Annotated in this window: 20 protein-coding genes and 1 pseudogene; 15 read left to right on the top strand and 6 right to left on the bottom strand. The window is 39.9% G+C overall.

Annotated features, from left to right (window positions below; genetic code table 11):
- Positions 1 to 152 (bottom strand): annotated as a pseudogene (locus tag BO26_RS23065) (IS630 family transposase); the annotation flags it as partial.
- A gap of 419 nt (positions 153 to 571) precedes the next feature.
- On the opposite strand from BO26_RS23065, the gene BO26_RS06930 reads away from it, so the two are divergent.
- The 6 genes from BO26_RS06930 (at position 572) to BO26_RS06955 (ending at position 7,766) form a co-directional block, all read left to right on the top strand.
- Positions 572 to 1,345 carry an amino acid ABC transporter substrate-binding protein gene (locus BO26_RS06930; protein WP_036770321.1) on the top strand — a complete coding sequence of 258 codons (774 nt, stop codon included), beginning with the start codon at positions 572 to 574 and terminating at the stop codon, positions 1,343 to 1,345.
- 270 nt (positions 1,346 to 1,615) lie between these two features.
- Entirely contained in the window at positions 1,616 to 2,317 is a 702-nt protein-coding gene (locus BO26_RS06935) for an amino acid ABC transporter permease (protein ID WP_036770323.1), read from the top strand.
- A complete protein-coding gene (locus BO26_RS06940; RefSeq protein WP_036770325.1) occupies positions 2,295 to 3,059 on the top strand; it encodes an amino acid ABC transporter ATP-binding protein in 765 nt (254 codons plus the stop codon). The genes BO26_RS06935 and BO26_RS06940 overlap by 23 nt, the downstream gene beginning before the upstream one ends.
- A gap of 91 nt (positions 3,060 to 3,150) precedes the next feature.
- Complete coding sequence (locus BO26_RS06945) at positions 3,151 to 3,924, top strand: amino acid ABC transporter substrate-binding protein (protein ID WP_036770328.1); 774 nt, start codon at positions 3,151 to 3,153, stop codon at positions 3,922 to 3,924.
- Positions 3,925 to 5,199: 1,275 nt separating this feature from the next.
- Positions 5,200 to 7,014, top strand: coding sequence for an NAD(P)-binding domain-containing protein (locus BO26_RS06950; protein ID WP_036770330.1), 1,815 nt, complete (start codon positions 5,200 to 5,202; stop codon positions 7,012 to 7,014).
- A gap of 152 nt (positions 7,015 to 7,166) precedes the next feature.
- On the top strand, positions 7,167 to 7,766 hold the full coding sequence (locus BO26_RS06955; RefSeq protein ID WP_236637365.1) for a LysE family translocator: 600 nt from the start codon (positions 7,167 to 7,169) through the stop codon (positions 7,764 to 7,766).
- A gap of 156 nt (positions 7,767 to 7,922) precedes the next feature.
- Here the strand turns inward: BO26_RS06955 and rraB are convergent, their stop codons facing one another.
- Positions 7,923 to 8,333, bottom strand: a complete 411-nt coding sequence (rraB, locus tag BO26_RS06960; RefSeq protein WP_036770335.1) for a ribonuclease E inhibitor RraB — start codon at positions 8,331 to 8,333, stop codon at positions 7,923 to 7,925.
- Positions 8,334 to 8,496: 163 nt separating this feature from the next.
- Between rraB and argF the strand changes: the two genes are divergently transcribed.
- From argF to nrdG, 7 genes are all read left to right on the top strand, one after another.
- Positions 8,497 to 9,513, top strand: a complete 1,017-nt coding sequence (gene argF / locus BO26_RS06965; RefSeq protein ID WP_036770338.1) for an ornithine carbamoyltransferase — start codon at positions 8,497 to 8,499, stop codon at positions 9,511 to 9,513.
- A 39-nt stretch (positions 9,514 to 9,552) separates the two neighbouring features.
- Complete coding sequence (locus BO26_RS06970) at positions 9,553 to 9,753, top strand: hypothetical protein (RefSeq protein WP_036770341.1); 201 nt, start codon at positions 9,553 to 9,555, stop codon at positions 9,751 to 9,753.
- 72 nt (positions 9,754 to 9,825) lie between these two features.
- Entirely contained in the window at positions 9,826 to 10,749 is a 924-nt protein-coding gene (pyrB, locus tag BO26_RS06975) for an aspartate carbamoyltransferase (protein ID WP_036770344.1), read from the top strand.
- A gap of 142 nt (positions 10,750 to 10,891) precedes the next feature.
- Positions 10,892 to 11,356, top strand: coding sequence for an aspartate carbamoyltransferase regulatory subunit (gene pyrI / locus BO26_RS06980; protein ID WP_015836076.1), 465 nt, complete (start codon positions 10,892 to 10,894; stop codon positions 11,354 to 11,356).
- Positions 11,357 to 11,448: 92 nt separating this feature from the next.
- Positions 11,449 to 11,835 (top strand): 2-iminobutanoate/2-iminopropanoate deaminase, encoded by a 387-nt coding sequence (gene ridA, locus BO26_RS06985; protein WP_036770346.1) that lies wholly within the window; start codon positions 11,449 to 11,451, stop codon positions 11,833 to 11,835.
- Between the two features lie 252 nt (positions 11,836 to 12,087).
- The gene (nrdD, locus tag BO26_RS06990) at positions 12,088 to 14,226 is read left to right on the top strand and encodes an anaerobic ribonucleoside-triphosphate reductase (protein WP_036770348.1); all 2,139 of its coding nucleotides are present in this window, start codon (positions 12,088 to 12,090) and stop codon (positions 14,224 to 14,226) included.
- A gap of 18 nt (positions 14,227 to 14,244) precedes the next feature.
- Positions 14,245 to 14,709, top strand: coding sequence for an anaerobic ribonucleoside-triphosphate reductase-activating protein (gene nrdG, locus BO26_RS06995; protein ID WP_036770350.1), 465 nt, complete (start codon positions 14,245 to 14,247; stop codon positions 14,707 to 14,709).
- Positions 14,710 to 14,711: 2 nt separating this feature from the next.
- On the opposite strand, the gene BO26_RS07000 is transcribed toward nrdG, so the two are convergent.
- Positions 14,712 to 15,143 (bottom strand): YhbP family protein, encoded by a 432-nt coding sequence (locus tag BO26_RS07000; RefSeq protein ID WP_036770351.1) that lies wholly within the window; start codon positions 15,141 to 15,143, stop codon positions 14,712 to 14,714.
- 123 nt (positions 15,144 to 15,266) lie between these two features.
- Positions 15,267 to 15,518 carry a multiple stress resistance protein BhsA gene (gene bhsA, locus BO26_RS07005; RefSeq protein WP_036770353.1) on the bottom strand — a complete coding sequence of 84 codons (252 nt, stop codon included), beginning with the start codon at positions 15,516 to 15,518 and terminating at the stop codon, positions 15,267 to 15,269.
- A gap of 276 nt (positions 15,519 to 15,794) precedes the next feature.
- Between bhsA and BO26_RS07010 the strand changes: the two genes are divergently transcribed.
- Positions 15,795 to 16,106, top strand: coding sequence for a GIY-YIG nuclease family protein (locus BO26_RS07010; RefSeq protein WP_036770355.1), 312 nt, complete (start codon positions 15,795 to 15,797; stop codon positions 16,104 to 16,106).
- Here BO26_RS07010 and BO26_RS07015 read toward each other — a convergent pair.
- Together BO26_RS07015 and BO26_RS07020 are read right to left on the bottom strand one after the other, a co-directional pair.
- Positions 16,079 to 16,582, bottom strand: a complete 504-nt coding sequence (locus tag BO26_RS07015) for a GNAT family N-acetyltransferase (protein ID WP_036770358.1) — start codon at positions 16,580 to 16,582, stop codon at positions 16,079 to 16,081. The two genes, BO26_RS07010 and BO26_RS07015, sit on opposite strands and share 28 nt — an antisense overlap.
- Entirely contained in the window at positions 16,576 to 16,842 is a 267-nt protein-coding gene (locus BO26_RS07020) for a hypothetical protein (RefSeq protein WP_051690900.1), read from the bottom strand. Before BO26_RS07020 ends, BO26_RS07015 begins: the two co-directional genes overlap by 7 nt.
- Positions 16,843 to 17,465: 623 nt before the next feature.
- Here BO26_RS07020 and BO26_RS07025 point away from each other — a divergent pair.
- Positions 17,466 to 18,416, top strand: coding sequence for a prenyltransferase (locus BO26_RS07025; RefSeq protein WP_036770360.1), 951 nt, complete (start codon positions 17,466 to 17,468; stop codon positions 18,414 to 18,416).
- Positions 18,417 to 18,423: the final 7 nt, after the last annotated feature.

Below are 18,423 nucleotides of genomic sequence, written 5' to 3' on the forward strand. Positions count from 1 at the left end.
TGGAGTCGCAATGCCTGGGCGATCATCACAGAACTCCACCCTTCAGAAGCCAGAAGGATAGCTTTTATTCTGTCTCGTACTCGACCATCGCGAGTGGTGTCGTGAAGACGCTCAAGTTTGATTTTTTGTTCTGATGTAATAAATATTTTCATAGCGAGGATAATGATCTCCATTTCGGATAAAATCAAGCATCTTCAATGATTACGGGTATATAAATATCATAGAATATATTGAAAATAACAATCCTTATTCTCTTAATAGGACAATACCTAATAATTATTCATTTCATTAATTTATCACCTTTATATATTTAAAATCACAATATGATATAATTTTATTTTATATATAAATCATTAGAATTATCATATTATATTGTAAATAAATTCACAAAAATAAATATTTATTACTAATTACGGGTTTAATTATCATGTGTTTTGGTTTAATTTAATAGTCGATTATTTATTAATCCTAACAATCTATTCTGGTAGACATTATTAAGTTAACAACACATAACGCTCACGTATTTCCAGATAAATTACGTCACCAACTTTTAATAACCTAGAGAAATAAAATGAAAATACTTCTTACCCTATTATTGGCAAATACTATTCAATTCAGTCTTGTACATTCAGCCAATGCAGAATCAACTTTTGATAAGATTAAATCAACGGGTGTATTCAGAATTGCAACCGAAGGGGCTTATTCACCATTTACCTACCATGATGCTTCAGGTGCTTTAACAGGCTTCGATGTTGATATCGGTCGTGAAATTGCACAGCGACTAAATGTAAGACCCATATTTATCGAAGGAAAATGGGATGGACTTATTGCCGGGTTGGATGCTGGACGCTCTGATGCTGTCATTAATCAAATTGCAATTACGCCTGAACGCAAGAAAAAATATGATTTCTCCATTCCATATATCACATCTCAAGCTGTGCTTATAATCCATAAAGATAACGACAGCATAAAAATATTCAGCGACTTACGAGGCAAAACCTCAGCACATACTCTGACCAATAACTTCGCCCAAATTGCAAGACATAACGGTGCAGAAATCATCGGCACTAATGGGTTTAGCCAGGAAATAGAGCTAGTTAGTACCGGCAGAGCCGATGCGACAATCAACGATAACCTATCTTATCTGGATTATAAGAAGCACAAACCAAATGCACCGGTGAAAATTGTTGCTTCCCATCCCAATGCAGAGCAGACAGCTATTTTACTCCGCAAAGGAGAATCAGAACTAAAAACTGCCATTGATCAAGCAATAACTGATATAAAAACTGATGGCACTTACCAACGCATCTGGGTTCAATACTTTGGCGTCAATACTGCCGAATAAGTGACACATCTCTTACTTAAATGTCCTCGTTCCCTAAAAGTCGGATACAAATTCCGACCAGGGAACCTTATCGTTAACCTCGTTTATCTGAGCAATTAGGTAATATTTCAATCAAATATAAAATATATTAATTTATACAAATTTTTCGATATATCGAAAAATGCAATATGATATAACTTTATTTTATATATATAAACTACTAGCTTGCCATATGATATTTGAAAAATTATATATAAATATATTGTTATATTCATACAATAGGGAAAATATATGGAACCCTCCTGGTTCAATTTAGTACTCGATTCTTTTTGGCCTATGCTTTATGCTGGCTTTACTTTCACGATTCCACTCACACTTATTACCTTTACTCTTGGTATCATACTGGGTTTTATTGTTGCACTAATCCGGCTGTATGGACCAAAGCCCTTTGTTGCTGTCGCCAAATTCTATGTATGGCTAATCCGTGGTACACCACTGCTTGTACAACTGTTTCTTATTTTTTATGCTCTACCCAGCGTCGGCATTACGCTAGCCGCATTTACCTCAGCCGTTATCGGTTTCACTCTGAATATCGGCGCCTATACATCTGAGATAATCCGCGCGACTTTATTATCCGTGCCAAAAGGGCAGTGGGAAGCCGCTTATTCTATCGGTATGAGCTGGCCCCAATCATTACGCCGAATCATTCTGCCTCAGGCTGCTAGAATCGCTATTCCACCTCTCTCAAACACTTTTATTTCACTGGTGAAAGATACTTCACTGGCCTCTGTAATCACAGTACCGGAACTTTTTCTTGCCGCACAACGTATTGCCGCCGTGACTTATCAACCTCTCATTCTTTACACCGAAGCTGCAATAATTTATCTAATCATCAGTTCAGTATTATCATCATTACAAGCCCGTCTGGAAAAGAAATTTTCGCAAAAGAGTGACACAAAGGAATTAGAAAATGATACAGCTCAACGGCATTGAAAAAAGTTTTAACGGGCAAAAAGTCCTGAAAAATATCGATCTTACCATTGAGGAAGGCAACCTTACTGCATTGATCGGTCCATCAGGAAGCGGCAAAAGCACACTGTTACGCTGTATCAACTTATTAGAAATTCCTCAGGCCGGGAAGCTGCAAATTGGCAATGAAAGCATGACCTTCATCGGTAAAGAGCGAATTGCTCACAAGGACGTACAACGGATCCGCCAACAAACCGGCATGGTGTTTCAAAACTTTCAGCTTTTTCCCCACCTCACCGTCATTGAAAACATTATGGAAGGGCTAATCTGGGTTCAGAAATGGTCACATGAACAGGCAAAAAATCGAGCGCTTGAACTGCTGGAAAAGGTGGGTATGCTGCACAAGGCTGATGTCTCGCCAGCCACTCTATCCGGTGGTCAGCAGCAACGTGTCGCGATTGCCAGGGCACTAGCACTTTCGCCCAAAGTGTTATTATGCGACGAGCCAACTTCCGCGCTTGATCCAGAATTGTCCCAGGAAGTTGTTGCCGTATTAAAGCAGTTAGCCAAAGAAGGGACCACTATGTTAATGGCTACCCATGATCTGCGTCTGGCCGCTAATCTTGCCCACAACGTCATATTTTTAGAATCTGGGGAAATTATCGAATCAGGAACATCAAAAACGATTTTTACCCGTGCCCTGAAACAACGTACTGTGGAATTTGTTTCAACCTTAACCAATACCTTACCGGATTGGGAGATATAACCCACCATTAAAAATCCCTTGTCATCATTGCTCTTTACATCAATCAATGATGATCAAATAAATAAATTTTTTGACAGATTGGAGAAACAAAATGAAAGTATTTTTTACCGCATTATTAGCTGGTGTCATTCAATTCGGCATTGTACATTCTGCCAGTGCAGAATCTAGCCTTGATAAGATTAAATCAACGGGTGTGTTCAAAATCGCTACCGAAGGAACCTATCCACCATTTACCTATCACGATGCTTCAGGAACTTTAACCGGTTTTGACGTTGAGATTGGCCGCGAAATTGCCCATCGCCTAAATGTCAAAGCAGAGTTCACTGAAGGCAAATGGGATGGGCTTATTGCCGGGCTGGATGCCAAACGCTACGACGCTGTACTCAACCAAGTCGCTATCACGCCAGAGCGCAAGAAAAAATATGACTTTTCCACTCCGTATATTATCTCCAAAGCCGTACTTATCACTCGCCAAAACAATGACAATATCAAGGCGTTTAGTGACCTGAAAGGTAAAACATCAAGCCATAGCTTAACCAGCAACTATGCGCAGTTAGCAAAACGTTTTGGTGCGGCAATCGTCCCTACAGAAGGATTTAATCAGGCGATCGATCTGGTTGCTACAGGCAGGGCTGATGCAACCATTAATGATAATCTGTCCTATCTGGACTTTAAAAAACACAAACCTAATGCACCGGTGAAAGTTGTCGCATCTGAACCCAATGGCGATCAGGTCGGTATTCTAATTCGTAAAGGCGAACCAGAATTACAAGCAGCTATCGATAAGGCACTCTCCGACATTAAAACTGATGGTACCTATCTGCGCATTTCTACCCAATATTTCGGTACCGACGTTTCCAAATAAGAAAGTGACCCTCTTTTCTTTCAAGAGATGGTTTCTCTTAATAGCTGGAATATTGTACAAAAAATATGGGTAGCGAAGGTCTGACACAGAATCCTGAACACATTCAGCTATGCAGAGGAAGCGTTCAGAATTCTGCACTTCTGTTAATTAAATTACGCTAAATTTTACTACTTCTTTACCTTCGTCATTTGTATCCATATAGAAACGCAAAGTTTTGTTCCCTCCTCCTGAGCTTTGCCCTTCTATACCCTTCATCCTTCAAGTTGCCTCTTTGTTGGCTGCACTCACTCACCCCGGTCACATAGTTATCTATGCTCCCGGGGATTCGCTCCCTGACTGTCGCGATGCATCTTGAAATCTATTGGGTATATACCGAATGAACTTCAAGATGCTTGAGCCGCCAGACATAAAAACATTTAAATTCAACAATATAATCGTTTTTCAAACATGCACTTTGAAGTGTCTTGAGTATATATCCTCTGCATTTACATAGCTAAAATTCTCCCCATTTGATCCTTACTTAAATGTTATTCTTTTGGAAAGTATTGTTTGATGAAATTATTGATATTCTCATTTATCCCTCTTCCCCATCGAAGATAGAATTTTAGGCTATAATTTGAATTTAGTTTTTCATCTTATTCAAGGTCAAAGAAACTTTATCAGCTGAAACAGTACAATATCTGAATTCACCATCTTAATCATGTGTAACAAATTATTATTTCCGGACTGGATTAAAACAATTTGTCCCAGAGAAATATCGTTAACATTACCTTTAAGATATTGAAATATTAATACTCAAGTTAAATTGGTATAAATAATTACAAAAATCTTATCAAAAACACTTCCTCAATTAATAATTGGAAGTTTATTACGTTTTATTATCACTCCATTATTATAGATGACAAATAATATATGGCATTGCTGAATCAACTAATCATAACTTTATATTTGAAATTCGTATCGATATTTGAGAGTATCCTTCCCGCATGCATTATGGATAAAAAATTCAATTAAGAGGCAGGAATTTCATCCATAAACATTATTTTTAATAAATAGTTCCTTAGAGAAAATAATATATTTCATTAGCCAAATTTTTTAGTTTTTAAAGAAGGGAAGTTGATCTATCCCCCTTCTGACATCACTAAAAATAAATTATGAAAGAGCTTAAAATTAAGCAGAGATAAATGTTAAATCCTTATATCAATTCATCAGCACAAGAGGTAAATATAATGAAATTTCATTATCTTAATATTATCACTAGCGGAGATAAGTATAATGCGAAACCATTATCCTAATATTATTATTGGTGGCGGTCCTGCTGGGCTAAATATGGCCCTTGAATTTAGTAAACGCGGTATTGAATATCTCTTACTTGAAGCAAACGAGACTGTTGGTGGTCAATGGGATAGATTTCCTGTATGTGGAGAATTGATCTCTCTCAACAAAAAATATGTTCCCGGAGACAATCATACCTATCGGATGCGTTATGACTGGCACACTCTCAGTACTATTGATGCTGAAGATGTCGCGAGAGATCCAAAACTTCGATTTACAGAATGGACATCAGCACATTGGCCATCAGCGAAACTCTATAAAGAGTACCTAAAATATGTGGCTGACAAAATGGAACTCACAAAATGTATACACACTAATATGCGCGTTCGACGAATAATGAAAGAGAATGAGCGTTTTATTATCGAGATTTCTGATTCTCTGCATATCTCAGCGGATCGAATATTTTGTGCTACCGGTGTATCAAAACCAATTGTGCCAGATATTAAAGGACTTAATGCTGAGACCTGTACCTTTTATGAAAACTTCGATCCAAATACCGCTGCTGAGCACTATAGAAATAAAATCGTGGTGGTACTTGGACGAGGTAACTCTGCTTTCGAAATTGCACACCACCTTATCGATATCACAGCCGAAACACGTGTTGTCACGAGATCATTACCGCTATTCGCCCGGCAGACTCATAATGTGCATGATTTACGTGCTCAAGTCTCAGATGTTTTCGATTTAATGCAACTCAAATCCAACAACAATATTGTCAGTGACCGCATTGTTGAAATTCGTCGAATCGCTAATGGGAAGCATAAAGGACAATTATTGGTTAGCTACGAGACACCTTGCCTCCATTGGTCTCCACCAAGATGGATGAAACGAACAGGTATCGTTGACGATGTCATTGTATGTTGTGGATTCAACTATACCTTATCAGATATTTTCGATATGGATACTGTTCGACCAGATGTTGATGGCAAAGGCAAATACTGTTTGCTTACATCAAGCTGGGAGTCAGTGAACATACCTGGGCTCTATTTTATTGGTGCTCCTATGCGAGTTAATGATCCAGATGCCGCTTCCGGATTTGTACATGGTTTTCGATGTAATATTCAAGCGCTTGGAAATATCATTGCTGAGAAATATCACGGCATAGCTCTCAAACCAATATTTGAATACAGAATACCCCTTAATAATCCTTCTGATGCGCTGGTATCTCTCTCCAAGTTTCTCGTAGATCTTGTCAGTACAAGCATGCCACTATTTGAGCTTTTCAGCTATTTCGGAAACATAGTCACATTCGAAGAATGTGATGATGCAAGTGTTGTGTGCGCTCGCGTATGGCCTCCATTTTCGCGAGAATATAACAACGAGCGTTGGGGAAATAAGCAAAATCGCCTTGAGGTGGTATTCGAATATGGATTCCATCGGTATGGCAATGGAGAACTCCCTACACATTACTTTACGTTACCAGCTGATCATTTTGACACTTCTCAAAGTGCTTATATTCACCCCGTGTTTCACGTTTTCCGCGAGGGTGTAGAAGTGAGTGCCTTTCATATGCAAGAAAGTCTTATTGGTCGTTGGGATATTGATGACTATGTAGATACCGAGACCAATGTTGATCAGTACAGGAATGTCGCTTTCAATGCCTGCGCCTGTGCACTCGGCATTGAAGAGCGCCGAAGCATGTTGCCAGTGCTTGATGAGTTTGTCGAAAAGTGCTATCCCCTCATGAACGAAGAGGAGATTGCAGAAGCGCTGCGGATTCAGCCAACATTGGCATTGCTTGCCAAACAATCATGATTATATTGTATTAGATATGTACAGCGAAATTTAACTAACACGTCAGGGGCAGGATAACCATTTTTATCTAAAAAATTCATGCCCCTGCACTAGATGACGAAGGCTACTTTATGTTCACAAATTTTACTACACTTCAAGGTTTGTTAGGGCTCTTGCTAACTAGCTCAATACTGATCGCTGTTCCTGGCCCAAGTATCATGTTCATTGTGGGGCAAGCGCTGTCAGTAGGACGGGCCAACGCATTACGTGGAGTGATTGGTAATGCAATCGGAACCTATTGCGTTGCCGTGGTCCTTGCCTTGGGAATTGGCTCTTTGCTCACACAATCCAGCACAGCTTTAATGGTCATTCGTCTGCTGGGCGCTATTGCCTTACTGGTCATCGGTTTCCAGTATCTTTTTTTTTCGAAGCCACTGCGAGTTGGAGAGAATATTAGTTCCAAGAAAAATAAACAGACATTAGCGCTAGGAATAATCGTTGGCGCAACGAATCCAAAAGCATTGATTATGTTTGGTACGATAGTCCCAAGCTTTTTAGCCGAAGGAATAGACAGCCCTATTTTATCCCTGCTCAGTTTCTCATTGATACCGATTGGCTTAGGCTTAGTGATAGATACAGCATGGGTCGCTGCCGCGCATGCAGTGAGTTCGCGCGCATCTTTTACTGAAAAAAGAATGAGGTTAGTGAACATACTAGGTGGAGGAATGATAACCGTAATGGCTATTTTCTTAGCAATGGGAGCTCTACTTTGAAAAATCAGCAGAGATTAACGTTCAGTTCAATTGAAATATAAATTTCTATAACCTATAAAAACGAAATAAGAATTAACCACACTTTAAATTAATAAAGGGCAACTTACAGAGTGGAAACCTGTAAGCTATCCCTCTATCATTTCTTACCTCGATACCTTAATGAAACCTATCTCCTCCGTGCTCCGGTAGATCGTCCTCATCATCTTGTGCGTCAGGATCTTCAAAGTAAGTACCCCAGCCATCATAGTTGACACCGATTTTTTCGGCCAGATTCATCAGTTGTTCAACCTGGGTATCGATCAGCTCTGCATTCAATCCACATTCACTAATAACATCACAACACATAAGGATAGTGCCATCCTCAATCTCCAATTCTTCCGCATCGGTCACTTCATAACCTAATTTAAAGGCTTCAACAGCAGCCTGTTCTAATAGATTAAAATCTTCTGCAGAAAAGTGGTGTTCAATGGCATAAAGCGCATCTGGATCACTACCATCTTCCAATAATTCTCCAATAATAAGGCGCGTTTCTTCGCGCTGTTCTTCTAAGTCTTTTTGATTTGCCATACCCAATGCCCTCAATCAGTTGGCTGTCCTGGCGTTCATTCTCCCACACCACAGTCAGCCTAACCACTATTTACGTCAAAGAAATCTAATACAGAGTTGAAATTGAATTTTTATAGATATAAATTGAATATAAATGCACAAATGAATGCAGAGGCACCCAATAATGAATCCGTTATATCAACGTAATTTCCTAAGGTTACTTGATTTTTCTTCAGTAGAAATTTACGCCTTTCTAAAACTGGCCGCTGAATTAAAATCGACTAAAAAATCCGGCACAGAAAAAGCTTTATTAACAGGCAAAAATATTGTGTTGATCTTTGAAAAAGATTCCACACGTACTCGCTGTTCATTTGAAGTAGCTGCTTTTGACCAAGGGGCAAATATCACTTACCTCAGCTCTAGTGGTAGCCAAATTGGCCATAAAGAATCAATTAAAGATACCGCTCGTATACTTGGTCGCATGTATGACGGTATTCAGTATCGTGGCTATGCTCAAAAGGTTGTTGAAACACTGGCAGAACACGCCGGTATCCCCGTATGGAATGGCCTGACCGATGAATTTCATCCTACCCAGTTACTGGCAGATTTACTCACTATCCAAGAACATCAACCAGAGAAACCGCTGTCAGAAATCAAATTTGCCTATCTGGGTGATGCCCGTAACAATATGGGGAATAGTATGCTAGAAGCCGCTGCATTGACAGGTATGGATGTTCGACTGGTTGCTCCTAAAGAATACTGGCCAGACACGACACTGGTTGCTGAATGCCAAGAACTGGCTGAAAAAATCAGCGGTAAAATTACGTTAACTGAAAATATCGCCGAAGGTGTTAAAGATGCTGATTTTCTTTATACCGATGTCTGGGTTTCGATGGGAGAGCCAAAAGAAATTTGGCAACAACGAATTAGTCTACTGAAACCTTATCAAGTAAATATGAATGTGGTGAAAATGACAGGTAATCCACAGGTAAAATTCCTGCACTGCTTGCCTGCATTCCATGATGAAGAAACAACATTAGGTAAGCAACTAGCAGCCGAGTTTGGTATGTATGGCGGGCTGGAAGTCACCAATGAAGTTTTTGAATCAAAACGCAGTATTGTATTTGATCAGGCAGAAAATCGCATACATACCATTAAAGCGGTAATGGTGGCAACACTAGCAAAGGATTTGAAAATCTGATTATTTAAATATCGGCAGGATTATGTCTACAAAGGTGTGATGCTGCCAATATCATTTTTCTTCTGGCAAATACTTGCTGTGAGATTTTTCACGAGTATAATGCGCCGCAATTTGCCGGGAGAAATCATGGAAAACAACGCTTATTTTCGTCAAGCTAAAGTGCGAGTGCAACTGCCCGAAGGCAGCCAGCAGCCATTGTTTTTCCCGCAGCTAAACCGATCATTTAATGCCCCTCAATGAGGGGCTTTTTTTTGCCCGGTAATCAATTGATGATCGCTACACCCGGATGTCAGTATTAGAGGAGAGTGAAAAATGGCTAATCCGTTATATCGCAAACATATCATCTCGATAAATGATTTGAGCCGCGAGGATCTGGAATTGGTATTGCAAACTGCCGCCGCACTAAAAACCAGACCACAGCCTGAATTGCTGAAACACAAGGTTATCGCCAGTTGTTTCTTTGAAGCTTCTACTCGTACTCGCCTCTCTTTCGAAACAGCCATCCACCGTCTTGGTGCTTCAGTTGTCGGTTTTTCAGATAGTAGTAATACTTCCCTGGGAAAGAAAGGCGAAACACTGGCAGATACTATTTCCGTTATCAGCCAATATGTTGACGCTATCGTGATACGCCATCCACAAGAAGGTGCACCGCGTCTGGCCTCTGAATTTTCTGGTCATACCCCGATTATCAATGCCGGTGATGGTGCAAATCAGCACCCGACTCAAACCTTACTGGATCTATTCACTATTCAGGAAACCCAGCAACGGCTGGATAGTCTGAATATCGCCATGATTGGTGACCTAAAATATGGTCGTACCGTTCATTCTCTGTCACAAGCGCTGGCAAAATTTAATGGCAACCATTTTTATTTTATCGCCCCAGAAGCACTAGCAATGCCAAATCATATTCTGCATATGTTGAACGAAAAAGGTGCTACTTATAGTCTACATACTAACATTGAAGAAGTCTTACCAGAGTTGGATATCCTTTACATGACTCGTGTACAGAAAGAACGTCTTGATCCATCCGAATACGCTAATGTAAAAGCACAATTTGTCCTACGTGCTACCGATTTAATAGGAGCAAAAGAGAACCTCAAAATTCTGCATCCGCTACCACGTATTGATGAAATTACTGTTGATGTAGATAAAACACCTTATGCTTATTATTTCCAACAGGCAGAAAATGGCATTTATGCTCGTCAAGCACTATTATCTTTAGTTTTAAGTGAATGATTAAGATAAAGAAAATACTTGTTAATCCGCGCACATAACTGGTTATTATTTTCTTTCTAGAGTGGAAGAATATCAACTCTTAACAATTGTCTGGAGGGTGAATACAGAAAAGTTTTACCAAAATGTATTCATAAAAAATACTATGACTCAAGATCATAAACTACAAGTCGAAGCCATTAGATGCGGTACTGTGATTGACCATATCCCAGCTCAGGTAGGCTTCAAATTACTCTCTTTGTTTAAACTGACTGAAACTGATCAACGTATCACCATCGGCCTGAATCTGCCTTCCAATCAATTAGGTAAAAAAGATCTCATCAAAATCGAGAACACATTTCTTACAGAGCAACAGGCTAACCAGCTTGCGATGTATGCGCCGAACGCAACTGTGAACTGTATTGAAGACTATGAAGTTGTCAAGAAACTGCCAATTAACTTGCCGGAGCGCATTGATAGCGTGTTAGTCTGTCCTAATAGCAACTGCATTAGCCACAATGAACCCGTAGAAAGTAGTTTTCGGGTTAAAGTCACATCTGAAGACGTAGTGCTAACCTGCAAATATTGTGAGAAAGAGTTCGACCGCAATGTAGTGATACTCAACGATTAAACGATCTATGCCAGTTGCTGAGGCAGATACAGGCACTATAATAGTACCCTTGATGAAATATTCATTCAGTTATTACATTAACAGGAGAACCTATGTCATACGAGATTAATACCGATAAAGCCCCAGCCGCAATTGGTCCATATGTTCAGGGTGTTGATTTAGGTAGCATGGTAATCACTTCCGGACAGATCCCAGTGAATCCAGAAACAGGTGATGTTGCAGAAGATATTGCTGTTCAGGCTCGTCAATCATTGGAAAACGTTAAAGCCATTGTTGAAAAAGCAGGTTTGACTGTCGGTGACATTGTTAAAACAACCGTTTTCGTTAAGGACCTGAATGACTTCAACACCGTTAACGCGACCTATGAAGCATTCTTCAAAGAACACAACGCATCTTTCCCAGCACGTTCCTGTGTTGAAGTAGCCCGTTTGCCAAAAGACGTTAAAATCGAAATCGAAGCTATCGCGATTCGTAGATAATCTCCCCTGCTCCGTTTTCTACAAACCCTTAGTCAGTCGGTGACTAAGGGTTTTTACTTTTCTCCACCCTCCAAACCTAGCTGACTATTCTTTGTCTTAGATCAAATCCTCTGGTTATTATTTTTCTTTTAATTACCATATATTGTGTTTAAATTCATAATAAAATCTATATATAGAATCATCCATATGTAAGTTAATTATCCGAGCAGGTCTGGCTGATATCTATGGATAACATTCTTAAGGAACCATATTGTGAAAACAGTTGTGATAAAACGAGATGGTCATCAGGTACCATTTGATGGAGAACGTATCAGGGATGCTGTAAAACGGGCCACCTCTGCTGCTGGTATCACAGATGATGAATATTGTGCTCAAGTTGCATCCTCAGTAACGCAATTAATGACTAACCACAGCCAAGTTGATATACGGGATATTCAAAACGCAGTAGAAAATCAATTGATGTCAGGCAACTATAAACATCTTGCCCGTATCTACATTGAATATCGTCACGACAGAGATATTGCCCGCGAGCTACATAGCCATCTTAATCAGGAAATCCGTGGCTTAGTTGAACAAAGTAATTCTTCCCTGCTCAACGAGAATGCCAATAAAGACAGTAAAGTTATCCCAACTCAACGCGATCTACTGGCAGGTATTGTGGCTAAAAATTATGCCAAACAACATATTCTGCCACGCAGCGTAGTATCAGCTCACGAAAAGGGTGAAATCCACTATCACGATCTCGACTATTCACCCTTTTTCCCAATGTTTAACTGTATGTTGATCGACCTAAAGGGCATGTTAGCCAATGGGTTCAAGATGGGTAATGCTGAAATAGAACCGCCAAAATCCATTGCAACCGCAACCGCAGTCACGGCTCAAATTATCGCTCAAGTTGCTAGTCATATTTATGGTGGTACCACAATTAACCGTATAGATGAGGTATTGGCGCCATTTGTTAAAGCTAGCTATGATAAACACTTAGCCATTGCTACAAAATGGGATATTGCCGATAAAAAATCCTACGCTGAAGCACAAACCGAAAAAGAGTGTTACGACGCTTTCCAGTCACTGGAATACGAAGTTAATACTCTGCATACCGCTAACGGACAAACACCTTTTGTCACTTTTGGCTTTGGTCTTGGTACTTCAAAAGAATCCCGCCTAATCCAGCAATCTATCCTACGTAACCGCATTGCGGGTTTAGGTAAAAACCACAAAACTGCGGTATTCCCCAAATTGGTATTTGCTATCCGCGATGGTCTGAATCATAAGCTTGGTGATCCTAACTACGATATCAAACAACTTGCCCTGAAATGCGCAAGTAAGCGGATGTATCCTGATATTCTTAACTATGATCAGGTTGTCAAAGTGACGGGGTCATTTAAAACCCCAATGGGCTGCCGTAGTTTTCTCAATGTTTATGAAGAAAATGGTGAGCAAATTCATGAAGGGCGCAATAATCTGGGAGTTATCAGCTTAAATCTCCCTCGTATTGCTATCGAAGCCAAAAGAGATGAAAAATACTTCTGGCAACTGCTAGATAAACGCCTGACATTGGCGAAGCAAGCATTAATGACCCGTATTACCCGTTTAGAAGGGGTCAAAGCACAAGTTGCCCCAATTCTTTATATGGAAGGTGCCTGCGGGGTTCGCCTGAAAGCTGATGATAATATTGCTGAAATCTTTAAGCATGGCAGAGCTTCTATTTCTCTGGGCTATATTGGCATTCATGAAACCATTAACGCATTGTATGGCGATCAAGTTCATCTATTTGATGATCAACAATTACGCGCAAAAGCTATCTCGATTGTTAAACGTCTGCGAGAAGCAACTGATCAATGGAAAAAAGAAACTGGTTATGGTTTCAGCCTATACAGTACACCAAGCGAGAATTTATGTTACCGTTTCTGCTACCTTGATACCGCTGAATTTGGTGTTATCAAAGGCGTGACAGACAAAGGCTATTACACCAACAGCTTCCATCTGGACGTTGAAAAGAAGGTTAATCCTTACGATAAATTGGATTTTGAAGCACCTTATCCACCATTAGCAAATGGAGGTTTTATCTGTTACGGCGAATATCCTAATCTGCAACATAACTTGAAAGCGTTGGAAGATGTCTGGGATTACAGCTACCTACATGTGCCTTATTACGGAACAAACACCCCCATTGACGAGTGCTATGACTGCGGATTTACCGGTGAATTCTCCTGTACCAATAAAGGGTTTACCTGCCCGCGTTGCGGTAATCATGAATCTTCAAGAGTATCAGTAACTCGCCGCGTCTGCGGTTATTTGGGGAGTCCAGACGCTCGCCCATTCAACGCAGGTAAACAAGAAGAAGTAAAACGCAGGGTAAAACACCTGACAAATGGGCAATTAGGCTAATTAAAACAGGCTAAGAAAGTGAACTATCACCAATACTACTCCGTTGATGTCGTTAACGGTCCCGGAACTCGCTGCACACTATTCGTCGCGGGATGCGAACATCAATGCCACGGTTGCTATAACAAAAGTACCTGGCGAATTAACTCTGGCCAACCATTTACGCAGGAAATAGAAGACCAAATTATTGCTGATTTACAGGATAACCGCATTAAACGACAAGGGTTGTCTCTGTCTGGTGGCGATCCTCTTCATCCACACAACATTCCTGTAATCCTAAAATTGGTAAGACGGGTTAAAACAGAATGTCCTGGAAAAGATATTTGGCTCTGGACTGGCTATCTGCTAGATAGCCTTAACGAAGCTCAGCAGGAAATTGTCAGCTATATTAATGTGCTGGTGGATGGGAAATTTGTACAAACTCTTTATGATCCTGGTTTACTATGGCGTGGCAGCCATAACCAGATTATTCATAAATTAAGATAATTTCATCGCTGCCAGTAAATTTTCTTACCAAATCCCAGCGTGTTATCAGTCATTTTTATCTCTCTGAGATTCAGTTGCCAAATAGGTGTTTCAGCCGCCATTGCCACTGGAAAGCGGCGGCAGTAACGTACTCTGGCAACTTTATCTTTTTCACCTTCAAGACGAATGACTTCCCCTTTGAACTGAATACCTTTTATCTGAGCAATATTCCGAATTTGTCCAGCAACAGTACCTGCAACTTGTGGGTTTATTTGCATCATTCTCCCATGCCGAGTATGGGATTCCGTCATAAACAAAAAAGCTACATTATCGACATCGAAAACATAAAAACAACTCGCGCACCAAATATCGTCATAGGCAGCGGTACAAAGCGTAAGGACATGTTGTCTTGCGAGATATTGACGGATAAGTATGAAGTTTTCTGTAGTGTCCACACTCCCTCCGATAGGAGGATTTTATTTGCCTGGATACCCAGAACCACGCCCGGATAAATATTACCCCGCGGCGTGTTCTGACATCTCCTGACAGAATCAGGGTTCAGTATGCTCTACTATAAATTAGTTATAGATTTCAGCAACACCTGATAATTGGTTCTTACCACTAGCAGAGATAATACGGAAAGAAGATGCACCAGCTTTGTCAGCTTTTTTGGACAACTCGGCACTCAGGCTTTCCAGGGTATCAGCTCCTGTTACAGAAACTATACCCACTTTAGGAGATGAAGAAGATTGAACTTCAGTTGCCGCTATACTACCAAAAGAGATAGCACTTAAAGCTAAAACAGCAGCGATATATTTTACATTTTTCATCATATGATCCTTAATCAATTTTTAATGGAATGAGTTACTCTCTGTGATGTGGATCATAGTATGCTCTAACAGCCAGAATAAAAATTAGCAATTATTGCTATTTATTTTCAAATTTTTTGAATGAATAACACTATATCTATGAAATTGATATGTAACAACTTTTAATAAAGTCATTATATAATAATAACTTAAAATAAATTATTCCGAAAAATAATATAGAATGATCACTTGAGTAAGATATAGATATCAAAAGTAAAAAATTAAGAAAAAAGTTATATGACTAAAAATCAGTGGGTTCTTTATTTACTAAAAACAAGAACAGGAATGCTGTACACCGGAATAACGACAGATATCAACCGTCGTTTTGCACAGCATGAAAATGGTAAAGGAGCAAAAGCACTAAGAGGAAAAGGACCATTGCAGCTGGTTTTCAGCAGTCATGTCGGCGACAAATCCAACGCCTCTCGATTGGAATATCAGGTAAAACAGTTGAGTAAACAACAAAAAGAAAGGCTGGTCATTTGCCAGCCTATCTGTATAACAGAATACTTAGCATCAATTCAGAAACGATTAAAAGGTGGAGAGTAAGTCACCAGACCAGTGTAGTCAGCTAAAAAGCTATCAGCTAATTCGTATACCTGAAAATAAGGCTCATATACTGACCACTGACAATGCAACTGATGCTTACTGGCAAGCGTAAAACCAAACCGACCGTAATAACGAGGATCACCTAAAACAACGACCACGCCATAGCCAAACTCATTCAAACTATCCAGACCTTCATAAACCAGTCTTTCTCCAATCCCCTGCCGGCGATACTCTTCAGCAACCGCCAATGGCGCCAAACCGACCCATTGGTGATCCTCACCATTAATATCTACCGGACTGAATGCCACGTAACCGATTACCTGACCTTCGTCATCTGTGGCAACCATGCCCAGTGTCAATAATCCATCTTCTCGTAATTGCTGTACCAATTCCGCTTCTACCGGGGTATCAAACGATTTCCGCAGTAACCGATCTATCCCGACTGCATCTACCGGAATTTCTACCCTAATCAACATGATAATCGCGCATGATCATATTGATCCGCGCCCTCCAGGGGACTGATTTTAATATACAACCTTAGTCCGGCCTCTTCTGCGACACACAAACAACGACGCAGGAAGGACGAAGTATCAGGACCTTTTTTACGGGTAGCTACCAGATCATCGACTTCGTTGCTAAGGCCAACATTTCTCTGCTCACGCTGACTAATAACCCAATGATTATCGCGGACAGTAACAAACCAGCGCAGATTAAGATCGCAGATTTTTCCTAACACAGCTCAGACTCCTTACTTGACAAAGTAATGTAGCTATTCTGCCAGAATATATCGGTATTTCTCCGATCCTACATCAAGAATCCAATGCAGAACCAGCTGTAAATTTTACCTTTCAGTTATTAAAGTAACATCTGCTTATAAACTGCTCTAAATCAAAACATCGACTCTTTAATTCAATTAAAATTATTAATCATTATTACTTTATTCCGGTATTTTATATCGGGAAACTTTATCCCACAAAAAACCTATATGAGGAATAAAATCGTTGCAGATAACAGGACAGATACCATCGATATCATTCTAAAGCAGGAGATCAATGCCTGTTATTCTCTCAATCTTATAGAAAAATAAAAATACAAGTAAACATACAGTTACAAATGAAATTGTAAACATAAGTTGCATGTTAAGATCTAAATTTACACATCTTGATTATAGCGGATTGCAAATTTTTAGCTTAACGTATGACATCAGTCCATACGTATTTCTTACGGTTATTCTTAGGAATGATGCTAAAAGCACGTATAGATTTCATTAAGTATTGCTTCTGGATTGACTATCCTCAGGCTGTCATTTGTCGCAAATGTATATTAGTTCGATCTTTATACAGTAAATAGGAATGGTGTATGGAAAGCCAAGATATTTATTCAAAATCTATTGGTAAGAGGATAAAGCTATGGATGGATGAACGCTTCCCGCTACAAAACGCGCCTCTTTTCTTTATCTTTTATATCATCAGTTATTCCGTAGCTTTTTATTCGATAGGGGAAAAGCCCGTTTTATCATGGGAAATCCTGCTCGGTTGCTTAATGTCCTTTTCTTATTTTTTGCTATTGCGGATATTCGATGAGCATAAAGACTATCAATTGGATTGTGAACACCACCCTCAGCGGATATTACAGCGCGGTATTATTACGCTGAAAAATCTACGGTTACTCGGTATCGGCTGTATTGCCCTGCAATTGGGTGGGAGTGTATTTTTAGATCAGGGAATTGGCTCTGTCACTTTTGCCTGGCTGTTAGTCTTTATTTGGACCTGTCTGATGGGGAAAGAATTCTTTATCAGTGAATGGTTAAACCAGCACCTCACTTGGTATGCTATTTCCCATATGTTAGTCATGCCACTCATTATCTGGTGGCTGGTTAATATCGCCAGTCCTAACCTCACACTCACTTTTCCAATATGGGTTTTGATGGGGCTATGCTTTTTCTCTGGATTTAGTTTTGAAATTACACGCAAATGCAAAGGTCCAGATGAAGAACGCCCGGAAATACCGACCTATTCATCCATTTTCGGCAGAAAAGGGGCTGTCGCTATTATCACGGCACTACTTACCATAATGTTAGTGTTACAGATTTGGCTAATTAATATCACCACCGATGACATAACATCATGGGCAGTAATTATCTTGGTAGTTTGTTATGCATTGTGTCTGTGGCAATTGAGTAAATTTCTCCGCCACCCCACCATTCAAAATCGCAAACGCGATGAAGTTGTCGTGGGAATATTTATGGTTCTGGGTTATTCAGTTTGCGCTGCCAGTATTTTAATAAAGCTTGGGTTGCTTAAGTATTGAAGGAAAT

The sequence above is a fragment of the Photorhabdus australis DSM 17609 genome (assembly GCF_000711895.1).
In the GTDB taxonomy this organism is placed as follows: Bacteria; Pseudomonadota; Gammaproteobacteria; order Enterobacterales; family Enterobacteriaceae; genus Photorhabdus; species Photorhabdus australis.

Bases quoted from the DNA above. Each gene is read 5' to 3' on its own strand.
- bhsA (WP_036770353.1), bottom strand. From the start codon at position 15,518: ATGAAAAATGTAAAATATATCGCTGCTGTTTTAGCTTTAAGTGCTATC.
- BO26_RS06970 (WP_036770341.1), top strand. From the start codon at position 9,553: ATGCTGCCAATATCATTTTTCTTCTGGCAAATACTTGCTGTGAGATTT.
- ridA (WP_036770346.1), top strand. From the start codon at position 11,449: ATGTCATACGAGATTAATACCGATAAAGCCCCAGCCGCAATTGGTCCA.
- pyrB (WP_036770344.1), top strand. From the start codon at position 9,826: ATGGCTAATCCGTTATATCGCAAACATATCATCTCGATAAATGATTTG.
- BO26_RS06935 (WP_036770323.1), top strand. From the start codon at position 1,616: ATGGAACCCTCCTGGTTCAATTTAGTACTCGATTCTTTTTGGCCTATG.
- BO26_RS07015 (WP_036770358.1), bottom strand. From the start codon at position 16,582: ATGTTGATTAGGGTAGAAATTCCGGTAGATGCAGTCGGGATAGATCGG.
- rraB (WP_036770335.1), bottom strand. From the start codon at position 8,333: ATGGCAAATCAAAAAGACTTAGAAGAACAGCGCGAAGAAACGCGCCTT.
- BO26_RS06945 (WP_036770328.1), top strand. From the start codon at position 3,151: ATGAAAGTATTTTTTACCGCATTATTAGCTGGTGTCATTCAATTCGGC.
- BO26_RS07025 (WP_036770360.1), top strand. From the start codon at position 17,466: ATGGAAAGCCAAGATATTTATTCAAAATCTATTGGTAAGAGGATAAAG.
- BO26_RS06940 (WP_036770325.1), top strand. From the start codon at position 2,295: ATGATACAGCTCAACGGCATTGAAAAAAGTTTTAACGGGCAAAAAGTC.
- BO26_RS06930 (WP_036770321.1), top strand. From the start codon at position 572: ATGAAAATACTTCTTACCCTATTATTGGCAAATACTATTCAATTCAGT.
- BO26_RS06950 (WP_036770330.1), top strand. From the start codon at position 5,200: ATGCGAAACCATTATCCTAATATTATTATTGGTGGCGGTCCTGCTGGG.
- pyrI (WP_015836076.1), top strand. From the start codon at position 10,892: ATGACTCAAGATCATAAACTACAAGTCGAAGCCATTAGATGCGGTACT.
- BO26_RS07010 (WP_036770355.1), top strand. From the start codon at position 15,795: ATGACTAAAAATCAGTGGGTTCTTTATTTACTAAAAACAAGAACAGGA.
- argF (WP_036770338.1), top strand. From the start codon at position 8,497: ATGAATCCGTTATATCAACGTAATTTCCTAAGGTTACTTGATTTTTCT.